The sequence below is a fragment of the Kitasatospora sp. NPDC094015 genome, assembly GCF_040304075.1.
Taxonomy (GTDB): Bacteria; Actinomycetota; Actinomycetes; order Streptomycetales; family Streptomycetaceae; genus Kitasatospora.
The window spans coordinates 90,678-110,394 of sequence record NZ_JBEOUL010000003.1; the positions used below are offsets into that span (position 1 = coordinate 90,678).

17 protein-coding genes and 1 tRNA gene are annotated in these 19,717 nt (G+C 72.4%); 5 read left to right on the plus strand and 13 right to left on the minus strand.

Annotation, left to right across the window (positions count from 1 at the left end):
• Positions 1–75 precede the first annotated feature (75 nt).
• The 5 genes from ABT014_RS04710 to ABT014_RS04730 form a co-directional block, all read right to left on the minus strand.
• Positions 76–516, minus strand: coding sequence for a hypothetical protein (locus ABT014_RS04710; protein WP_350637102.1), 441 nt, complete (start codon positions 514–516; stop codon positions 76–78).
• 108 nt (positions 517–624) lie between these two features.
• The gene (locus tag ABT014_RS04715) at positions 625–1,146 is read right to left on the minus strand and encodes a DUF1203 domain-containing protein (RefSeq protein ID WP_350637104.1); all 522 of its coding nucleotides are present in this window, start codon (positions 1,144–1,146) and stop codon (positions 625–627) included.
• Between the two features lie 92 nt (positions 1,147–1,238).
• Positions 1,239–2,519 (minus strand): L,D-transpeptidase, encoded by a 1,281-nt coding sequence (locus ABT014_RS04720; protein ID WP_350637106.1) that lies wholly within the window; start codon positions 2,517–2,519, stop codon positions 1,239–1,241.
• Positions 2,520–2,760: 241 nt separating this feature from the next.
• The gene (locus ABT014_RS04725) at positions 2,761–3,087 is read right to left on the minus strand and encodes a hypothetical protein (protein WP_350637108.1); all 327 of its coding nucleotides are present in this window, start codon (positions 3,085–3,087) and stop codon (positions 2,761–2,763) included.
• 537 nt (positions 3,088–3,624) lie between these two features.
• Positions 3,625–5,025 carry a cystathionine beta-synthase gene (locus tag ABT014_RS04730; protein WP_350637110.1) on the minus strand — a complete coding sequence of 467 codons (1,401 nt, stop codon included), beginning with the start codon at positions 5,023–5,025 and terminating at the stop codon, positions 3,625–3,627.
• 160 nt (positions 5,026–5,185) lie between these two features.
• Here ABT014_RS04730 and ABT014_RS04735 point away from each other — a divergent pair, with 160 nt between their 5' ends.
• From ABT014_RS04735 to ABT014_RS04745, 3 genes are all read left to right on the plus strand, one after another.
• Positions 5,186–6,247: an SGNH/GDSL hydrolase family protein gene (locus tag ABT014_RS04735; protein ID WP_350637112.1), complete on the plus strand. Its 1,062-nt coding sequence runs from the start codon at positions 5,186–5,188 to the stop codon at positions 6,245–6,247.
• An 83-nt stretch (positions 6,248–6,330) separates the two neighbouring features.
• Complete coding sequence (locus tag ABT014_RS04740) at positions 6,331–7,551, plus strand: acetyl-CoA C-acetyltransferase (protein ID WP_350637114.1); 1,221 nt, start codon at positions 6,331–6,333, stop codon at positions 7,549–7,551.
• 280 nt (positions 7,552–7,831) lie between these two features.
• Positions 7,832–8,776 carry a hypothetical protein gene (locus tag ABT014_RS04745; RefSeq protein ID WP_350637116.1) on the plus strand — a complete coding sequence of 315 codons (945 nt, stop codon included), beginning with the start codon at positions 7,832–7,834 and terminating at the stop codon, positions 8,774–8,776.
• 99 nt (positions 8,777–8,875) lie between these two features.
• Here ABT014_RS04745 and ABT014_RS04750 read toward each other — a convergent pair whose 3' ends face one another.
• The 3 genes from ABT014_RS04750 to ABT014_RS04760 form a co-directional block, all read right to left on the minus strand.
• Entirely contained in the window at positions 8,876–9,196 is a 321-nt protein-coding gene (locus ABT014_RS04750) for a hypothetical protein (RefSeq protein ID WP_350637118.1), read from the minus strand.
• Positions 9,197–9,270: 74 nt separating this feature from the next.
• Positions 9,271–10,161: a Bax inhibitor-1/YccA family protein gene (locus ABT014_RS04755; protein ID WP_350637120.1), complete on the minus strand. Its 891-nt coding sequence runs from the start codon at positions 10,159–10,161 to the stop codon at positions 9,271–9,273.
• Positions 10,162–10,279: 118 nt separating this feature from the next.
• Positions 10,280–10,364 (minus strand) — tRNA-Leu (locus ABT014_RS04760).
• A gap of 345 nt (positions 10,365–10,709) precedes the next feature.
• On the opposite strand from ABT014_RS04760, the gene ABT014_RS04765 reads away from it, so the two are divergent.
• Entirely contained in the window at positions 10,710–11,462 is a 753-nt protein-coding gene (locus ABT014_RS04765; RefSeq protein WP_350637474.1) for an ABC transporter ATP-binding protein, read from the plus strand.
• A gap of 110 nt (positions 11,463–11,572) precedes the next feature.
• Entirely contained in the window at positions 11,573–14,128 is a 2,556-nt protein-coding gene (locus ABT014_RS04770) for an ABC transporter permease (RefSeq protein WP_350637122.1), read from the plus strand.
• A gap of 244 nt (positions 14,129–14,372) precedes the next feature.
• Here the strand turns inward: ABT014_RS04770 and ABT014_RS04775 are convergent, their stop codons facing one another.
• The 5 genes from ABT014_RS04775 to eno form a co-directional block, all read right to left on the minus strand.
• Entirely contained in the window at positions 14,373–15,743 is a 1,371-nt protein-coding gene (locus ABT014_RS04775; RefSeq protein ID WP_350637124.1) for an NAD(P)/FAD-dependent oxidoreductase, read from the minus strand.
• A gap of 428 nt (positions 15,744–16,171) precedes the next feature.
• Positions 16,172–17,113, minus strand: a complete 942-nt coding sequence (locus ABT014_RS04780; RefSeq protein ID WP_350637126.1) for a Ppx/GppA phosphatase family protein — start codon at positions 17,111–17,113, stop codon at positions 16,172–16,174.
• Positions 17,110–17,745, minus strand: coding sequence for a DUF501 domain-containing protein (locus tag ABT014_RS04785; protein ID WP_350637128.1), 636 nt, complete (start codon positions 17,743–17,745; stop codon positions 17,110–17,112). The genes ABT014_RS04780 and ABT014_RS04785 overlap by 4 nt, the downstream gene beginning before the upstream one ends.
• Before the next feature lie 13 nt (positions 17,746–17,758).
• Positions 17,759–18,232, minus strand: coding sequence for an FtsB family cell division protein (locus tag ABT014_RS04790; RefSeq protein ID WP_350637130.1), 474 nt, complete (start codon positions 18,230–18,232; stop codon positions 17,759–17,761).
• A gap of 118 nt (positions 18,233–18,350) precedes the next feature.
• Entirely contained in the window at positions 18,351–19,637 is a 1,287-nt protein-coding gene (gene eno, locus ABT014_RS04795; RefSeq protein ID WP_350637132.1) for a phosphopyruvate hydratase, read from the minus strand.
• Positions 19,638–19,717: the final 80 nt, after the last annotated feature.

Sequence of the window (19,717 nt, forward strand, 5' to 3'; positions counted from 1 at the left end):
GCCTCCCTCCGCCCGGCGCCGCCCGCAACAGCCCCCCGCTTGCCCCGCACCGGGAGCCGACCTGCCCCGCGGGGCTCAGGCCGACTGCGCGGCGAGGGCCCGCAGCGCGGTGCGCTGGCTGTACGCGAGCAGCGTGACGGTGGCGCCGGCCAGCAGCAGGGCGAACGCCAGGTGGGCCACCGTGCCGGTGACCGCGAGCCCGGCGGCGGCGAGCAGGAGGTGGCTGCCGACCCGGAACACCAGCAGGCCGATGGCGATCCGCCGGGTGCCGCGGCCGCGCCAGAGCGCCTTGGCCAGCTTGAGCCGCTTGCGCATCATGGTCAGCGAGACGGCGAGGTTGACCACGAACAGCGCCACCAGCGCCGGCCAGACCGCCGGAACGGCCTTGATCAGGTCGAACGCGGCCGAGAGCACACCCTCGAAGGCGAAGAACCAGACCGGCAGCGCCAGTTCGGCGCCGTCCGCGACGGCCTGGTCGGCAACGGCCGGATGCGGTGCCTCGACGACGGCGTTCATGGTCTCCCCCGGTGGTGTGCGGCCGGCGGGTGCGCCGGCGGGATCCATCCTGGCGTCCGCCGCCGGGGCCCGGCAGGGCCGCAGCGCACGGGTCCGCCATGACGGATGTCATGCCGCCGGGCCGCGCCGCACCTCGTGCAGGAAGCAGCCGAACGCGAGCGCGCGCACGTGCACCACGGCCACCTCGGGGTCGGCCAGTTCCTCGGTCACCGCCTGCCGGACCTCGGCCGGTCCGGCCGCGCGCCCGCGCAGGATCCGGCCGCCGGCGTCGTAGCAGCGCACCACCCGGTCGCCCTGGTGCAGGTCGCGCGGCCAGTCCCCGGCCGGGCCCGGGCAGTCGCCGGCGTGCACGAAGACCGGTCCCTGCTCGTCGTACGGGCCCGGGTCGGTGCCGCTCGCCGCGGCCCACCGGCGCAGCGGCGCGTACGAGAGCAGCAGGATCTGCTCGCCGGGCCTGGCCCGGGTGAGGCAGCAGCGCAGCGGCGCGCCGCCGGCGGTGTCGGTGGAGCGGACCGGCGGCCGGCCGGCGTCGTCCAGGGTGCGCAGGGCGCGCAGCACCTCGGGGGCGATCGGGCGGACGTCCAGGGTGGGCGGCGAAACGGCCGGGGAGAGGGCCGGGGAGGAGGTCATGCCTCCACCCTGCCGGGCCGGCGGCCCGCGGTCCGGCGGGATTCGGACGTCACGTCACCCCGGGGCCGGCCGGCCGGAGGGCCACCGGAGGGTCAGACGGCGCTGCCGGCCTTCCACTGGGCCCAGGTCATGTTCCAGCCGTTCAGCCCGTTGGCCGGATCGACCGTCTTGTCACCGGAGTTGACCACCTCGACCACGTCGCCGATCAGCGAACCGGCGTAGAACTTGGCCGCGTTGGTGGTGGGGTCGGTGCCGCCCTGGACGTCCCGCAGCGAGATGCAGCCGTGGCTGGTGTTGGCGTGGCCGAACTGGGAGCCCGGCGACCAGTAGTTGCCGTGGATGAAGGTCCCCGAGGTGGTCAGGCGCTGGGCGTGCGGCACGTCCGGGATGTTGTACTCGTCGCCGAGCCCCACGGTGGCCGAGTCCATCTTGGTCTGCTGGAACTGCTCGGAGATGACCAGCTTGCCGCCCCAGGTGCGGTGCTCGGGGGAGCCGCCGATGATCGGGTAGGTGGCGGTCACCTTGCCGTCCGTGGTCACCGTGAGCATGTCCGAGGCGAGGTCGGCGACGCTGGTCTGGCTGCGGCCGATGGTGAAGGTGACGTCCTTGGACTGGGTGCCGAAGACGCCCTTGGCCCCCTCGACGTCCTTCAGCCGGAGGCTGAGCGTCACCTTGGTGCCCTTGGCCCAGTACTGCTGCGGCCGGAAGTCCAGCCGGGTGTCGGAGAACCAGTGGCCGACGATCTCCACCCCGGGCTCGGCGACCACGGTGATGGCCTCCTGGACGGCCGTGCGGTTGGTGATCACCTTGTTGAAGCGGATCGAGACCGGCATCCCGACCCCGACCGTGGAGCCGTCCTCGGGCGTGAAGTAGCCGACGAAGGTGCTGGCCGGGGTGGCGGTGGCGAAGCCGGTGTTGGCGACCGCCTCCAGGCCGTCCCGGTCGACGGCGGACACCGCGACCGTGTACCGGGTGCCGCTGCGCAGCTGGCCGGTCGAGGTCCAGGTGGTGCCGTCGGCGGAGGTCTGCCCGGGTATCTCGGTGCCCGCCAGGTCGGCCAGCTTGACCGAGGTCAGGGTGCCGCCGGTCACGGTGACCTTGACCGGCTGGTTGAACTCGGCGTCGGTGGTGCCGGTGACCGGGAACACGGTGATCTTCGCCACCGAGGTCTTCGGGCTCGGCGACCCGGTGTCGGCGACCGGTCCGCCCGAGGACCCCGCAGCGCCGCCGGAGGAGCCGGAGGAGCCGGAGGAGCCCTTGTCACCCGTGCAGGCCGCGACGAACAGCACCGGCGCGCCGAGCAGGCCGCCCAGGACGCCACGGCGGCTCCACCGGCCGCCGAGCGGGCGGTCCTGCTTCTCCGGTCCGGTCACTGGGCGCTCCCTGCTGCTCGGTATCAGGACATGACGGCTACAACCGACGCAAGGGGATCCGGTGCGGTTCCGTACGAAATGGTCGAGACCGTATGAGAGTACTCAACATCCCACCAGAACGGACAAACGAACGAAAAGCGGGGTAGCCCGGGAGTGCAGCCGATCGCACGGGCGCGCAAAAGCGCCGCCCGCCCCGGTGAACTCCGGGACGGGCGGCGGCAAGGGGAGAGGCCCGGACGGGCTACTCCACCTCGTGCTCCTCCCAGGTCTCGTCCTCCGGGTCGTAGTCGGTGATCGCCGACTCCCAGGTGGCCGAGGTCAGCTCGACGCCCGGCACCTCGCCGAGCAGCGCGACCGGGTCGACGAAGTGGGCGAGCGAACCCGACGGGTCCACCTCGATGGCGTCGACGGACTGGGCCCGCTCGTCGTCGTCGAGGTACTCGTCGCTGTCGACCTGGGCCAGTGCGGCGGCCTTCAGGGCCTGCTCATCGGTGATCTCCGCGATGAGCTCTATGGTGAGGCGGACGTAACGCGGCGTGTCCTGCCCGGAAAGATCAGTGCTGGTCATGCCTGCGAGCGTAGGCGAGCGGAGGGCCGCACGGAAACGGGGGCGGCGCCGGACGCACGGCGCGGGCCGCGGCCGGGGGCCGCCGTGCGACAGGGCCGGCCCCCGGAGTTCGGGAACCGGCCCTGCCACCCCCGCGGAGCTCCCCCACCCGGGAGCCCGCGGAGACGCGCCTGGCGGCGCGATGGGGTGGCGCGGGGGCCACCACACCCTGTGCCCCGGCCGGAGCCGGACAGGGGCGGGACGACGGCAGCCCCCGCGCACGGGACACGGTGGGCCGGGTCAGGGCCGACCGACGTGTCCGCGATGGCTGCGGCGCCGGGGAGCCGCTCCCGGACCTCCGCGGCCACCGTGCTCGGTGTCCCGCCGTCGACCACTACGTTGCCGCAGCCGTGTTAACCCCGTGCTGCGCGGACGTGACGTCGGTGTACCAACCGCCACGACCGGCCCGACCCCACCCGGCAGCCCGGCGCCCGACCCATCCGGCAGCCCGGCGACCCGACCCCACCCGGCGGCCGCGCGCCGCCTGCTGACCCCGGGTCAGTGACCGGCGCGGCTGGTCAGGTAGGACAGCAGGTCCTGCCGGGTGACGATGCCCTGCGGCTTGCCCTCGACCAGCACCACGGCCGCGTCGGCCTTCTCCAGCACGGCCATCAGGCTGGTCACCGACTCGCCGGAGCCGACCACCGGCAGCGGCTTGGACATCACCCTGTCCAGGGTGTCGGTGAGCTGGATGCGCTGGGCGAACAGGCCGTCCAGCAGCTCGCGCTCGACCACCGAGCCGACCACCTCGCCGGCCATGATGTCCGGGTGCCCGGCGCCGGCCGAGACCACCGGCATCTGGGAGACGCCGAAGTCGCGCAGCACCCGGACGGCCTCGGCGACCGTCTCGGTGGGGTGCATGTGGACGAACTGCGGGATGCCCTCGTGCTCGACGGCGTCCTTGCGGGCCAGCACCTCGCCGATGTGCGCCTCGTCGGCGGCGGTCGGCAGGAAGCCGTAGTCGGCCATCCAGTCGTCGTTGAAGATCTTCGACAGGTAGCCGCGGCCGCCGTCCGGCAGCAGCACGACGACCACGTCGTCCGGGCCGAGCCGGCGGGCCACCTCGAGCGCGGCCACCACGGCCATCCCGCAGGAACCGCCGACCAGCAGGCCCTCCTCCTTGGCCAGGCGGCGGGTCATCTGGAAGGAGTCCTTGTCGGAGACGGCGACGATCTCGTCCGCCACCTCGCGGTCGTAGGCGGTCGGCCAGAAGTCCTCGCCGACGCCCTCGACCAGGTACGGGCGGCCGGTGCCGCCGGAGTAGACCGAGCCCTCCGGGTCGGCGCCGATCACCTTGACGGCGCCCTCGGAGGCGTCCTTCAGGTAGCGGCCGGTGCCGGAGATGGTGCCGCCGGTGCCGACGCCGGCGACGAAGTGGGTGATCTTGCCGTCGGTCTGCTCCCACAGCTCCGGGCCGGTGGAGTGGTAGTGCGAGGCCGGGTTGTCCGGGTTGGAGTACTGGTCCGGCTTCCAGGCGTTCGGGGTCTCGCGGACCAGCCGGTCGGAGACGTTGTAGTACGAGTCCGGGTGCTCGGGCGCGACGGCGGTCGGACAGACCACCACCTCGGCGCCGTACGCCCGGAGCGTGTTGATCTTGTCGGTGGACACCTTGTCAGGGCAGACGAAGATGCACTTGTAGCCCTTCTGCTGGGCCACGATCGCCAGGCCCACGCCGGTGTTGCCCGAGGTGGGCTCGACGATGGTGCCACCGGGCTTGAGCGCGCCGGAGGCCTCCGCGGCCTCGATCATGCGCATCGCGATCCGGTCCTTCACGGAACCGCCGGGGTTGAAGTACTCGACCTTCGCCAGCACCGTGGCACTGATTCCGTCGGTGACCTTGTTGAGCTTGACGAGAGGTGTGTTGCCGACCAGATCAATGATCGAGTTGTGGTACCGCACGGGGATCCTCCCGGTCTGTGGCTTCTGTGACTGTGGGTACTGAAAGCCTATGGCCACGGATGGCCGATGGGCGCCGATAGCGCGCGGGTCCCCGCGGGTACCTAGGACTACGGAGCCGCCGCACGAGCCGGTGCGGGGCCTACGCACAAGGGGGTGCCGGATGCCAGGGGCACAGGCGTCGAGGGCCCGGGTGGCCCGCAGGATCGCGACCGCCGCGGCCTACGGCGGGGGCGGGCTGGGCCTGCTCGGGGTGGGGGTGGCCGGGCTGCTGCTGACCGAGAGCCGGATGGCGGTGCGCGCGATCGGCCTGCTGGACGGGGACGCGCCGCGGGCCGACGGGGTGTACGGGGAGGCGTTCCTGGAGCCCGGGGACGTCCGGCCGCCGCTGCGGCTGGTCTTCCTCGGCGACTCCACCGCCGCCGGGCTGGGCGTCACCCGCGGGCAGGAGACCCCCGGCGCCCTGCTGGCCTCGGGCCTCGCCTCGGTGGCCGAACGCCGGGTACGGCTGCGCAACGTGGCCCTGTCCGGCGCCCGCTCCTCGGACCTCGCCCGCCAGGTGGACCTGGCCCTGCCGTACCGGCCGCAGCTGGCCGTGATCATGATCGGCGCCAACGACGTGACCCGGCGCAGCCCCGCCTCCCAGTCGGTGCGCCAGCTCGCCGACGCGGTGCTGGCGCTGCGGGCCGCCGGCTGCGAGGTGGTGGTCGGCACCTGCCCGGATCTCGGCACCATCAAGCCGGTGCGGCCGCCGCTGCGCTGGGTGGCCCGGCGGGTCAGCCGGCAGCTGGCGGCCGCCCAGACCATCGCGGTGGTGGAGGCGGGCGGGCGGACGGTCTCGCTGGGCTCGCTGCTCGGCCCGGAGTTCGCCGCCCGGCCGGAGATGTTCGCGGCGGACCGCTACCACCCCTCCGCCCAGGGCTACGCGACGGCCGCGATGGCCCTGCTGCCCTCGCTCTGCGCCGCCATCGACCTCTGGCCGCAGGAGACCGGCCCGGCCGTGCCGGTGCAGGGCGACGCGGTGCTGCCGGTGGCCGTGGCGGCCGCCGCGGCGGCCGGGCAGTCCGGCACCGAGGTGGTCGCGGTCGGCCCCGAGGGCGCCCGGCGCTGGGCGCAGCTGCGGCACCGGCTGCGGCTCGGCCTGCCCGGGGCGGGCAGCGCCCCGCAGCCGGAATCCGCGTCGGCCAACTCACATCCGGGGGCGGGTGACGCCGGAGCTACTTAGCGGTAACTTTCCTTCGAGCGACCCCCGGGGCTCCGCCCTGCCCGGTCGGCGCTCACCCAGGACCCGCCAGCGAGGAGCCCGTCATGCCCGAAGCCGTCATCGTCAGCGCCGCCCGTTCGCCGATCGGCCGGGCCTTCAAGGGCTCGCTCAAGGACGTCCGGCCGGACGACCTGACCGCGCAGATCATCGGTGCCGCGCTCGCCAAGGTGCCCGAGCTGGACCCGCGGCAGATCGACGACCTGATGCTCGGCTGCGGCCTGCCCGGCGGCGAGCAGGGCCACAACCTGGCCCGGATCGTCGCGGTCCAGATGGGCATGGACTACCTCCCGGGCACCACCATCACCCGGTACTGCTCCTCCTCGCTGCAGACCACCCGGATGGCGCTGCACGCGATCAAGGCCGGCGAGGGCGACATCTTCGTCTCGGCCGGCGTCGAGACCGTCTCGCGCAGCGTCAACGGCACCTCGGACGGCATGCCGGGCACGCTCAACCCGCTCTTCGACGACGCGCTCGCCCGGACCGCCGAGCGGGCCGCCAACGGCGGCGGCGAGTGGCACGACCCGCGCGAGGACGGCCTGGTCCCGGACGCCTACATCGCGATGGGGCAGACCGCGGAGAACCTGGCGGCGCTCAAGGGCGTCACCCGGGCCGACCAGGACGCGTTCGGCGTCCGCTCGCAGAACCTGGCCGAGGCCGCCGTCAAGGCCGGCTTCTGGCAGCGCGAGATCACCCCGGTCACCACCCCGGACGGCACCGTGGTCTCGGCGGACGACGGCCCGCGCGCCGGCGTCACCCTGGAGGCCGTCTCCGGCCTCAAGCCGGTGTTCCGCCCCGACGGCACGGTGACCGCCGGTAACTGCTGCCCGCTGAACGACGGCGCCGCCGCCCTGGTGATCATGTCCGACACCAAGGCCCGCGAGCTCGGCATCACCCCGCTGGCCCGGGTGGTCTCCACCGGCGTCAGCGCGCTCTCCCCCGAGATCATGGGCTACGGCCCGGTCGAGGCCTCCCGGCAGGCGCTGAAGCGGGCCGGCCTGTCGATCGGCGACATCGACCTGGTCGAGATCAACGAGGCCTTCGCGGCCCAGGTCATCCCGTCCTACCGGGACCTGGGCATCGACCTGGACCGCCTCAACGTCAACGGCGGCGCGATCGCGGTCGGCCACCCCTTCGGCATGACCGGCGCCCGGATCACCACCACGCTGATCAACTCCCTGCAGTGGCACGACAAGCAGTTCGGCCTGGAGACCATGTGCGTGGGCGGCGGCCAGGGCATGGCGATGGTCATCGAGCGGCTCAGCTGACCCGTTCCGGACACCCGCGCCACCCGTTCGGACTCACCGTCCGTAATTGAGGGCCGGATCACACCTCGGGTGTGATCCGGCCCTTCTCGTTGTCCGTTCGGCCGGTTTGGTCGACACTCCGGAATCGGGCAACTGCACAGCGTAGAACGGTATTACCTAACAATTTGAGGACAAGGAGGAAAGTCACAGACAAATCAGACATCAGCCACTGCAGTATCGGGCTCCCATGCGGCAGTGTGGAGACGTAACCCCGTTCCACTCCTCGCAAGGAGTACGTTCCGTGAGCGCCGTCTACACCGTCCTGCTGCTGATCCTGATCTCCGTGTCGACCGCCGTCCTGTTCCAGCTGCGCCGCGTCGCACGGCGGTTGGACGGATCGGCCGCCCCCGCGACCACCGCCGGCCCGGCCCCGCTCGACGAGGCCGTCATACGCCGCGCCGTGACCGAGGCCCTCGCGGCCGACCGGGAGCGGGAGATCTCCGAGGCCCGGGCGTTCTGGGCCGAGCAGGAGGCCAGGGCGGCCGAGGACGCCCCGCTGTTCGACGCCCCCTTCACCACCGTCGGCGAGGAGTGGCCGCTGTTCTTCCCCCGGCCGACCGGTCCGGAGGAGGCCGCGGACACCACCGGCAACGCGGGCACCATGGACCCGGCCTTCGGCGAGGCGCTGCGCTCCGCGCTGGAGGACCTGATCAACGAGGGCGGCCCGGCCCAGGGCGGCGGCGGCCACCCCGCGATGCCGGCCCACCCCGGGCACGGCGGCGGCGCGGTGCACCCCGCCGACACCGGAGAGGCCCGCGCCCGGCGCGAGGCGGACCTGCTCGCCACCGGCCTGGAAGCCGGACTGCTGGACGCCGAGACCGAGCCCGTGCAGGCCCCGGACCCGCGCCGGCACCCCTCGCACCCCGACTTCATCCCCAGCCCGACGCCGTCCCGCGAGTGGACCGACGACCGGCTGGCCGCCCTGGCCGAGGAGCGGGTCGGCCTGACCGACGTCCGCCCGGGCCCGCTGGGCACCCTCGACGTCTACGCCTTCGCCGACGGCACCACGCTCTGCGTGGCCCCGGGCGACCGCGAGGCGGCGTACCGGCTGATCGACGCCGTCCGGGCCGGCGAGGACGTCCGGCTGCTCGGCGGCTCGCGCTTCTCCGGCTCGTACTCGCTGACCTTCTCCACCGACGACGACACCGTGTACGTGCTGGCCGACCGGGTGGTCGCCAGCATCTAGCAGCACAGCAAGACAGCAGCAACGGCCGGGCCGGCCGGACGCCACGGGGTTACGGCGTCCGGCCGGCCCTTCGCCGTGCCGACCTGGTGGCCCGGGCGCTCAGGCCACCAGGTCGGCCAGGGCCGACACCTGCGCCACGGCGGCGGCCAGCACCGCCTCGTCCCGCGTCGCGGCGGCCAGGTCGTGGCCGGCCACCGCCAGCTGGTCGCCGACCGCGAAGTCCCCGGCGTCCGGGAACTCCCGCGCCGGCTCGCCCGCCAGCTCCAGGGCGGTGGCGGCCAGGCGCCGGGCCAGCTCCAGCGCGGCGGCGGCCCGCGAAGGATGGCCGGGGACGGCGCCGCGCAGCCGGCTCTGCGGCATCGAACGGAACCGGTCCGCCAGCCGGTCGACGGCGGCGGTCAGGGTGAGGGCTTCGGACATGCAGCGAGGCTACCCGGACACGCCGCGGGCCCCGGGAGCAGACTCCCGGGGCCCGGACGGCGATGCGGCTTCGACTAGTCGTCGCCGCGCAGGATGGCGATCAGCCGGAGCATCTCCAGGTAGATCCAGACCAGCGAGAGGGTCAGCCCGAAGGCGGCCCGCCAGGCCTCCTGCTGCGGGGCGCCGCCGCGGATGCCGGTCTCGATCTCGTTGAAGTCCAGGGCCAGGAAGAAGGCGCCGAGCGCGATCCCGATCAGGCCCACCACGATGCCCAGCGGGCCGGAGCGCAGGCCGAGGTCGGCCCCCAGCATCCAGGCCACCAGGTTGATCGTCATGAGGATCACGAAGCCCATGGCCATCGCGATGCCGATCCGGGCGAAGCGCGGGGTGACCCTGATCCGGCCGCTCCGGTAGGCGATGAGCATCGCGGCGAAGACCGCCGCCGTGCCCAGCACCGCCTGGATGACGATGCCGTCCCACATGGTCTCGAAGGCCTTGGAGACCACGCCGAGCGCGAAGCCCTCCAGCGCCGCGTAGGTCAGGATCAGCGGCGGGCTGACGCTGCGCTTGAAGGTGATCACCAGGCCGACCACGAAGGCGACCAGCGAGGCGCCGATCGCCAGGCCGAAGTTGCCCACCGGGACGGTGAACCAGGCCAGCGCGCCGGCGGCGACCAGCATCAGCAGGGTGAGCGCCGTCCGCGCGACCACGTCGTCCATGGTCATCCGGCCGGTGTCCAGCGGGCCGGCCGCGGGCGCCTGGTAGAGCTGGACCAGTTGCTCGTCGGTGAGCTGGCCGCCGTGGGACTGCCGGCCGTACGGGTTGTTGGCGTAGGGGCCGGCGGCATAGGGGTTGTCGGCGTGCCCGTCGGCGGCGCCGGGCTGCTGTCCGGTGGTGAAACCGGCGTAGCCGGTGTCGCGGGTGAAGGACCCCTCCCGCGAGAAGACCGGATTGCTGCTTCTCATGCTCATTCCCTCCGGGGGGTGGCACGGCACCACCCACCACCGCACAAGAGTAATGTCTTGGCAAAGGGATGCGCGTACGCCGCGAGGATGATCTCTCGCGGTGCGGGGACGGCGGAGCTGGTGCCCGGAGCCGGACTCGAACCGGCACGGCCTTCCGGCCAAGCAGTTTTAAGCTGCCCGTGTCTGCGTTCCACCACCCGGGCGTGAACCGCTCCCGCCCCTCGTCGGGCCACGCCCTGAGCCTAGTCGCCCGACTCCCCGTTTCGCATGTTCCCGGCCCCGGAAGTTGTCATGCTTCCTTGCCATCTGACGAACCGTTCGCGATCCGGCCAGCCGAAGCACTGTTATCGGCCACCGGTGCCGACCTCAGGGGTGGTGTCATACCGCAGGAGGAGGGTGACGGTCCGGTGTACACCCAGCGGTGGTGGGTCCAACCGTCCGCCGGAGCGACGGAATGGGGCCCGGGTCCGGCGGAGCATGGAGTACCGGTCGGGTCAGCTTCCCGGTCGCCGCCCGTCCCCTCCCGACAGGAGCCTTCCGTGAGCACCATGACCACCACCACCACCGCCGCCGCCCGGGCGGTGGGCCTGAACAAGGTCTACGGCGACGGCGAGACCCGCGTGGTGGCGCTGGACGAGGTCAGCGTGGCCTTCGGCCAGGGGGAGTTCACCGCGATCATGGGCCCCTCGGGCTCCGGCAAGTCGACCCTGATGCACTGCATGGCCGGCCTGGACACGGTCTCCTCCGGCTCCGCCACCATCGGTGACGTCGAGCTGGTCGGGCTGAACGACCGGCGCCTGACCCAGCTGCGCCGCGACCGGATCGGCTTCGTCTTCCAGGCGTTCAACCTGCTGCCGACCCTGACGGCGCTGGAGAACATCACCCTCCCGATGGACATCGCCGGCCGCAAGCCCGACCAGCAGTGGCTGGACCGGGTGGTCGAGACGGTCGGCCTCTCCGGCCGCCTCAGCCACCGCCCGAGCCAGCTCTCCGGCGGTCAGCAGCAGCGCGTCGCCTGCGCCCGCGCGCTGGCCTCCAGGCCCGACATCGTCTTCGCCGACGAGCCCACCGGCAACCTCGACTCCCGCTCCGGCGCCGAGATCCTCTCGTTCCTGCGCAACTCCGTGCGCGAGCTCGGCCAGACCGTCGTCATGGTCACCCACGACCCGGTCGCCGCCTCGTACGCCGACCGCGTGATCTTCCTCGCCGACGGCCGCATCGTCGACGAACTCGCCCACCCCACCGCCGACACCGTCCTGGACCGGATGCGCCGGTTCGACGCCAAGGGCCGCACCAGCTGACCCTCCGGCACCGGCCCATCACCACCGGCCGATCCGCACCGCCGCCCCACCGACACCGGCCCTGGGACTTGTCCGAGGCCGCCCACCGACCCCAGGACGCGACACCCACCATGTACCGCACCGCACTGCGCAACGTGCTGGCCCACAAGGGCCGACTGCTGATGACCGCGCTCGCCATCATGCTCGGCACCGCGTTCGTCGCCGGCACCATGGTCTTCTCCGACACGCTCGGCCAGGCCATGAAGAACAGCTACTCGAAGAGCTACTCCGACGTCTCGGTGCTGGTGTCCGACCGGGCGGCCGGCGCCTCGCTCCGGGCCGACCAGCGCGGCGACGACGCCGCGCCGACCCTCACCGACGCCACCGTGAAGGAGCTCGGCGCGCTGCCGGGCGTCCAGCAGTCCCGCGGCGTGGTCTCCGGCTTCACCGGCGTGGCGGACAAGAAGGGGAACCTGATCGGCCAGCCCTGGAGCGCCCAGGGGGCCAACTTCGTGCCCGGCGCGAACGGCCAGGACCCGCGCTACCCGCTGGTCGAGGGCCGCGGCCCGAAGACCGGCAGCGAGATCGCGCTGGACCGCACCACCGCGGACGGCAACGGCTTCAAGGTCGGCGACACCGTCCGGATCGCCGGTAACGGCCCCGTCGTCAACGCCACCCTCACCGGCGTCGTCACCACCGACGACCCGACCGTCACCTCCGGCGGCACGCTGGTCCTGATGGACACCGCCACCGCCCAGCAGACCCTGCTGACCCCCGGCCGCTACAACAGCGTGGTGCTGACCGCGCAGCCGGGCACCGCCGAGTCGGCGCTGCTCGCCGCCGTGCAGGCCAAGCTCCCCCAGGACGGCTTCGAGGTCCAGACCGGCAAGCAGCTGACGGACGAGCAGACCACCAACATCGCCGCCACCACCAGCACCATGAAGACCATGCTGCTGATCTTCGCCGCGATCTCGCTCTTCGTCGGCATCTTCATCATCGCCAACACCTTCAGCATGCTGATCGCCCAGCGCATCAAGGAGCTCGCCCTGCTGCGCGCGGTCGGCGCGGCCCGCGGCCAGGTCACCGGCTCGGTGCTGGTCGAGGCGCTGCTGATCGGGGCGAGCGCGTCGGTCGCCGGCCTGCTGGTCGGCGTCGGGATCGGCGCCGGGATGCAGGCGCTGATCGCCGCGATCAGCCCGGGGATGCCCACCGGGCCGCTGGTGATAGCCCCGGCCACCGTGATCACCTCGCTGACGGTCGGCATCCTGGTCACCGTGCTCTCCGCGGTGCTGCCCGCGATCCGGGCCTCCCGGATCCCCCCGGTCGCCGCGATGAGCAGCGGTGACCAGCCGACCACCCAGAAGGGCCTGATCGTCCGCAACACGATCGGCTCGCTGGTGACGGCCGGTGGTCTGGCGCTGATCCTGGCCGGCGCCTCCGCCGCCGACTCGGGCGGCCGGACGCTGATCGAGGGCGGCGCACCGCTCACCCTGATCGGCATCTTCGTCCTGCTGCCGCTGCTCTCCCGCCCGGTGATCGCCCTGGTGGGCCCGCTGCTCGCCAAGCTGGCCGGCACCCCCGGCAAGCTGGCCCGGCGCAACGCCGTGCGCAACCCGCGCCGGACGGCCGCCACCGCCGCCGCCCTCACCATCGGTCTGACCCTGGTCAGCACGATGACGGTGCTCGGCGCCTCGGTGAACGACGTGGTCGCCCGGACGGTCACCGGCACCATGCAGGCCGACTACAACGTGGCCATGGCCACCCACGACGACCTGTCCCCCGAGGTGGCCAAGGCGATCGCCAAGGCTCCCGGGGTGGCCGCCTCCAGCCCGGTCTCCAACGCCTACTGGTCCTTCGGCGGCCGGCACCAGGCGGTCAACGGCTTCGACGCGGACGCCTTCGACCAGGTGATCCACCCGACCATGACGAGCGGCTCGACCGACGCCATCAAGCACGGCCAGGCGCTGATCGACACCGAGATGGCGAAGAGCTCGGGCGCCTCGGTGGGCTCCGCCCTCCAGGTGACGTACGCCGACGAGACCACCGGCACCGTCACGGTCGGCGGGGTGTTCCAGCGGACCGAGATGCTCGCCCCGGTGGTGCTGGCCAACTCCGAGGTGCTGGGCCACACCGTCCAGCCGTACGTGAACGAGATCCTGGTCAAGGGCAAGGACGGCGCCACCCCCGCGCTCAAGCAGGCGATCAAGGACGCCACCGGCAGCAACCCGGTGATCCAGGTCAAGAGCAAGCAGGACATGCGGGACGAGTCCAGCCGCGCGATCTCCTTCGCGCTCAACATGATGTACGGCCTGCTGGGCATGTCGGTGGTGGTCGCGGTGCTGGGCGTGGTCAACACCCTGGCGATGTCGGTGTTCGAGCGGAAGCGGGAGATCGGCATGCTGCGGGCGATCGGCCTGGACCGGCGCGGGATCAAGCGGATGGTCCGGCTGGAGTCGGTGGTCATCTCGCTGTTCGGCGCGGTGATCGGGGTCGGGCTCGGCTGCTTCCTGGCCTGGGCCACCAACCGGACCCTGGCGAGCGACCTGCCCGGCCTGGTCACCGTGATCCCCTACGGCAGGATGCTGCTCTTCCTGGTCCTGGCCGGCCTGGTCGGCATGTTCGCCGCCATCTGGCCGGCCCGCCGGGCCGCCAAGCTCGACATCCTGACCAGCATCAAGACGGACTGACCGCACGGGGGTGCGCGCCGCCCGGCGCGCACCCCCGGTCCGGTTACGCGGGAAGGCCCCCGGCCGACCCCCCACGGAGGGTGGGGGTCGGCCGGGGGCCTTCTGCGGTTCCACTTCTTCGGACTTCTGTACTCCGCCCGGTCGCACTGCCGGCTGAGCACCACGGAGGTCGTGGTCCGGCGACACTGCCGGGCGGAGAGCCTCCGACTCGTACCCGGGCGTCAAGGCGCCCGGATCTGGTCGCTTACTTGCTGGCCGCGAGCTCCTTCTCGGCCGGAGCGGCCTGCGCGACGATCTTCGGCGCCGGAGCGGCGGCCTCCTGGAACGCCACGAACGGCTTCTCCATCTCGGCGAGGCCCACGGTCTCGCGCTTGAGGAACATCGCCAGCGTCCAGTCGGTGAAGACCCGGATCTTGCGGTTCATGGTCGGCACCCGGCTGCCGTGGTACAGGCGGTGGAACCACCAGGCCGGACGGCCCTTCAGCTTGTACTTGCCGAAGAGGATCGCCACGCCCTTGTGCAGGCCGAGACCGGCGACCGCACCGAGGTTCTTGTGCTTGTACTCGGCCTGCGGGAAGCCGCGCATGCCGGAGATGACGTTGTCACCGAGCACGATGGCCTGACGGACCGCGTGCTGGGCGTTCGGCGGGCACCAGGCACCCTCGCCGGCGGCGAGGTCCGGCACCTGGGCGTTGTCGCCGGCCGACCAGACGTAGTCGAAGCCCTTGACCTGGAGGGTCGGGGCGGTGTCCACGTGGCCGCGCGGGCCCAGCGGCAGGCCGAAGTTGGCCAGCACCGGGTTCGGCTTCACGCCGGCCGTCCACACGATGGTGGAGGCGTCCGCCTCGACGCCGTTCTTCAGCACCACGTGCTGGTCGACGCAGGAGTCCATCGAGGTCTCGATGTAGATCTCGATGTTGCGCTCTTCGAGCTTCTCCTTGGTCCACAGACCGAGGTCCGGGCCCATCTCGGGGAGGATCCGGTTGGCCGCCTCGACGAGGATGAAACGCATGTCCTCGCGGCTGACGGTCTTGTAGATCTTCGCCGCGTCGCGGGCCATGTCCTCGACCTCGGCGATGGTCTCGACGCCGGCGAAGCCGCCGCCGATCACCACGAAGGTCAGGGCCTTGCGGCGGACCGCCTCGTCCGTGGTGGACTCGGCCTTGTCCAGCTGCGCCATGACGTGGTTGCGGAGGCTGATCGCCTCCTCGACCGTCTTCATGCCGATGCCGTGCTCGGCCAGACCCGGGATCGGGAAGGTGCGCGAGACCGAGCCGGTCGCGACGACCAGGTACTCGAAGGGCAGCTCGTACGGGTCGCCGGCCGCGGGCTGGATGGTGGCGACCTTGCGGGCGTGGTCCACACCGGTGACCGCACCGGTGAGCACCTCCGCCTTCTTCAGGGCGCTGCGCAGCGGGGCGACGAGGTTGCGAGGCGCGACGTTGCCGCCGGCCGCCTCGGGAAGGAAGGGCAGGTACGTCATGTACGGCCGCGGGTCCACGACCGTGACGGTCGCTTCGCCATAACGCATCTTCTTGAGGATGCGCATCGCGGCATACAGGCCGACGTAACCACCGCCGACAATGAGGATGCGAGGACGCTCCGTGGTGCTCATATCCGAAAGTATCCACCCCCGCCCCGAGCGCCCTTCGTGAGGCCCGTCACAACCCCCTGGACACCCTCTGCTACACTGCGCGGCCACATCGACGGCCCCGGAGGGGCACCGGGCGGCCCCGCCGGCCCGGTGCGTGGCGGCCCTCCGACGGCGGCCCCGCTGAGCAGCAACGATCCGGGCGGGAGCCGGGTTCCCGCGCACCGTTTCGATTCCACCGCCGATCCGGAGGCCCTGCCTGGGATCCGCTGGAGGATCCGGCGATCACGCCTTCGGTCCCGCATATCGGACGGAGCGGGCCAGGAGGTGCGTCGATTGGCCGGATCGTCATGTGAAGAAATTCACGAACTTTCTCGCGACACGCCATCCGGACCGCGGCCCCGGGGCGGCGGATGCCGTCCCGGGGCCGTTCCGGTAAGGGGTGAGTGCGCTCAGGAGGCCATACTCCAGGCGATCCCGTCCAGGATGTCGTGCTCGCTGACCACCAGCTCCGCGGCGCCGGTGCGCTCCATGATCTCCAGCAGCACCAGGGCGCCGGCCGCGATCACGTCCACCCGGCCCGGGTGCATCACCGGGATCGCGGCGCGCTCGGCGTGGGTGGAGCTGAGCAGCCGGCCGGTCACCTCGCGCACCTGGTCCAGGGTGAGCCGGCTGTGGTGGATCCGCGCGGAGTCGTACTCGGGCAGCTCCAGCACGATGCCGGCCACCGTGGTGACGGTGCCGGCGACGCCGACCAGGGTGGCGGCGGCGTCCAGCGGGACGCTCTCGGCGGCCTGGTCCAGCGCTGCCTTGATGTCCGCCTTGGCCCGGGAGATCTGACCGAGCGTCGGCAGCTCGGCGGGGGCGAAGTGCCGCTCGGTCATCCGGACGCAGCCGATGTTCACCGAGCGGGCCGCCTGCACGTCCTCGGCGCCCAGCACGAACTCGGTGGAGCCGCCGCCCAGGTCGAAGACCAGGTAGGGGGCGGGCAGGTCGGAGCCGGCGAGCTCCTTGGTGGCGCCCAGGAAGGACAGGTGCGCCTCCTCCTCGCCGGTGATCACCTCCGGCTCGACGCCCAGGATCTCCCGGACGCCCTTGGTGAACTCCTCGGCGTTCTCGGCGTCCCGGGAGGCGCTGGTGGCGGTCAGCCGGATCCGGTCCGGGGTGACGCCGTGCCCGGTGATCAGGGCCGCGTACTCGCGGCAGGCCGCGAAGGTGCGCTCCAGCGCCTCGGGGGCCAGCCGGCCGGTGCTGTCCACGCCCTGGCCGAGCCGGTTGATCACCATCCGGCGGTCCAGGTCGGTGATCGCACCGGTCGCGGGGTCGAGGTCCGCGATCAGCAGCCGGATGGAGTTGGTGCCGCAGTCGATGGCGGCGACCCTGCTGAGCGTCACTGGTCCTCCTGCTCGGCCCGGGCGCGCTTGGCGGCACGCTCGGCGGCCTTCTGCTCCTTGGCCGCGATCACGGCCTCGTCGTCCTGCGCGGCCGCCCGCTGCTCGGCGACCCGGGCGGCGCTCGCCTCGACCTCGGCCGGGGAGACGCAGGGGCCCTTGGCCCACCAGTCCTCCAGCATGCCGATCGCCTCGTCGCCCAGCGGGTTGACGCCGGGGCCGGCCGCCAGCGAGTGGCCGACCAGCACGTGCAGGCACTTCACCCGGTCCGGCATGCCGCCCGCGCTCGGGAAGCCCTCCAGCACCTCGATGGCGTCCCGGCGCGCGATGTAGTCCTCGTGCGCCGTGCGGTAGTCGGCGGCCAGCTCCGGGTCCTCGGCCAGCCGCGCCGTCTGGTCCTTCATCACCCCGTCCGCCTCCAGGGTGCCGATCAGCGAGGCCGCCTTGGGGCAGGTCAGGTAGTACAGGGTCGGGAACGGCGTGCCGTCCGGCAGCCGGGGCGCGGTCTCCACGACGTCCGGGTTGCCGCACGGGCAGCGGTGGGCGACCCCGCGCAGGCCGCGCGGAACGCGGCCGAGCTGGGCCGCGATGGCGGCGACGTCGGAGTCGGCGACGGGGGTGTGCTCAGTGGTCATCAGCGGTCTGTCTTCAGTGAGGGGCGGGGGTGAGGGGGTGTGCTTCGGCGACGGGCGCGGCCGGCGGCGGGGCGGCGTCGGCCAGGTCGACCGACTCCCAGAAACCGGCGTACCACGGCTTGCCGGCCTGCGTCTGGGCGGCGGGCGCCGCACCGGTCGAGGACGACCTGACGGTCGCCGAGGGCGACGGGTCCACCGACACGAACGGCGTCTCGCCCGGCAGCGCGTAGTGCAGCCGTTCGCGGGCCTGCGCCTTCACGTACTCCGGGTCCTGCCAGCGGGCCCGGTCGCGGGTGAGCTGGTCGACCTGCTGGCGGACCTGCTCGGCGCGGGCCCGCTGCTCGGCGAGCTCGGCGCGCTGCGCGATGAACTGCCGCGCGGGGTAGGCGAGTATCGCCACCAGCGAGCACAGGACGAGCACGAGGACGGTGGCCCGGCTGGTGAACCGCGGCCGTGCCGCCAGCCCCGGAATCCTCCACCTGGCCATCTCGTACCCCTCCTGCGAACACTGGTGCCCCGGCCCCCACCCTACGGGGTGAGGACCGGGGCCCAGGTGCACCGGCCGTGTGTCAGCCGGTCTTGTCGCTCAGCTGCCTAGCGGCTGCTCACTCGGCGGCGCGGAAGCGGGGGAACGCCCCGCGGCCCGCGTACTCGGCGGCGTCGTCGAGGATCTCCTCGATGCGCAGCAGCTGGTTGTACTTGGCGACGCGCTCGGAGCGGGCCGGGGCGCCGGTCTTGATCTGGCCGCAGTTGGTGGCGACGGCGAGGTCGGCGATGGTGACGTCCTCGGTCTCGCCCGAGCGGTGCGACATCATGCAGCGGTAGCCGTTGCGCTGGGCCAGCTCGACGGCGTCCAGGGTCTCGGTCAGCGAGCCGATCTGGTTGACCTTGACCAGCAGCGCGTTGGCGGTGCCGGACTCGATGCCGCGGCGCAGGCGCTCCGGGTTGGTGACGAACAGGTCGTCACCGACCAGCTGGACCTTGTCGCCGAGGCGCTCGGTCATGGCCTTCCAGCCGTCCCAGTCCGACTCGTCCAGCGGGTCCTCGATGGAGACCAGCGGGTAGGCGGCGACCAGCTCGGCGTAGTAGTCGATGAGCTCGGCGGAGGAGATCGCCTTGCCCTCGAACTGGTAGGTGCCGTCCTGGTGGAACTCGGAGGCGGCGACGTCCAGGGCCAGGGCGACGTCCTTGCCCGGGGTGTAGCCGGCCTTCTTGATCGCCTCGGTGATGAGGTCGAGCGCCTCGCGGTTGGAGTCCAGGTTCGGCGCGAAACCGCCCTCGTCGCCGAGGCCGGTGGACAGGCCGCGCTCCTTCAGCACGCCCTTGAGCGTGTGGTAGACCTCGACGCCCCAGCGGACGGCCTCGGAGAAGGACTCCGCACCGATCGGAGCGATCATGAACTCCTGGATGTCCACGTTGGAGTCCGCGTGCGAGCCGCCGTTGAGGATGTTCATCATCGGGACGGGCAGCACGTGCGCGTTGGGACCGCCGAGGTAGCGGAACAGCGGCAGGTCGGAGGCCTCGGAGGCGGCGTGCGCGACGGCGAGGGAGACGCCGAGGATCGCGTTGGCGCCCAGCGAGGACTTGTCCGGGGTGGCGTCCAGGTCGAGCATGGCCTGGTCGATCAGGCGCTGCTCGGTGGCGTCGTAGCCGACCAGCTCCGGGCCGATCTGCTCGATGACGGCCAGTACGGCCTTCTCGACGCCCTTGCCGAAGTAGCGGTTCTTGTCGCCGTCGCGCAGCTCGAGGGCCTCGAAGGCACCGGTGGAGGCGCCGGACGGGACGGCGGCACGGCCCGTGCTGCCGTCGTCGAGCCCGACCTCGACCTCGACCGTGGGGTTACCGCGCGAGTCGAGAATCTCACGGGCTACGACGACATCAATGGACGGCACGAGGCATCTCCTTGCGGAAGCGGGATGTGTTGTCGTTACGACCAGAGCCTAACCGCACCCGGCTGCCCGGCCGCGCAGAC

What these genes read in the sequence shown, in the direction of transcription:
- ABT014_RS04770 (WP_350637122.1), top strand. Translation starts at nt 11,573, where the DNA reads ATGTACCGCACCGCACTGCGCAACGTGCTGGCCCACAAGGGCCGACTG.
- ABT014_RS04785 (WP_350637128.1), bottom strand. Translation starts at nt 17,745, where the DNA reads ATGACCACTGAGCACACCCCCGTCGCCGACTCCGACGTCGCCGCCATC.
- ABT014_RS04735 (WP_350637112.1), top strand. Translation starts at nt 5,186, where the DNA reads ATGCCAGGGGCACAGGCGTCGAGGGCCCGGGTGGCCCGCAGGATCGCG.
- ABT014_RS04755 (WP_350637120.1), bottom strand. Translation starts at nt 10,161, where the DNA reads ATGAGAAGCAGCAATCCGGTCTTCTCGCGGGAGGGGTCCTTCACCCGC.
- ABT014_RS04775 (WP_350637124.1), bottom strand. Translation starts at nt 15,743, where the DNA reads ATGAGCACCACGGAGCGTCCTCGCATCCTCATTGTCGGCGGTGGTTAC.
- ABT014_RS04765 (WP_350637474.1), top strand. Translation starts at nt 10,710, where the DNA reads ATGACCACCACCACCACCGCCGCCGCCCGGGCGGTGGGCCTGAACAAG.
- ABT014_RS04710 (WP_350637102.1), bottom strand. Translation starts at nt 516, where the DNA reads ATGAACGCCGTCGTCGAGGCACCGCATCCGGCCGTTGCCGACCAGGCC.
- ABT014_RS04790 (WP_350637130.1), bottom strand. Translation starts at nt 18,232, where the DNA reads ATGGCCAGGTGGAGGATTCCGGGGCTGGCGGCACGGCCGCGGTTCACC.
- ABT014_RS04725 (WP_350637108.1), bottom strand. Translation starts at nt 3,087, where the DNA reads ATGACCAGCACTGATCTTTCCGGGCAGGACACGCCGCGTTACGTCCGC.
- ABT014_RS04715 (WP_350637104.1), bottom strand. Translation starts at nt 1,146, where the DNA reads ATGACCTCCTCCCCGGCCCTCTCCCCGGCCGTTTCGCCGCCCACCCTG.
- ABT014_RS04740 (WP_350637114.1), top strand. Translation starts at nt 6,331, where the DNA reads ATGCCCGAAGCCGTCATCGTCAGCGCCGCCCGTTCGCCGATCGGCCGG.
- ABT014_RS04750 (WP_350637118.1), bottom strand. Translation starts at nt 9,196, where the DNA reads ATGTCCGAAGCCCTCACCCTGACCGCCGCCGTCGACCGGCTGGCGGAC.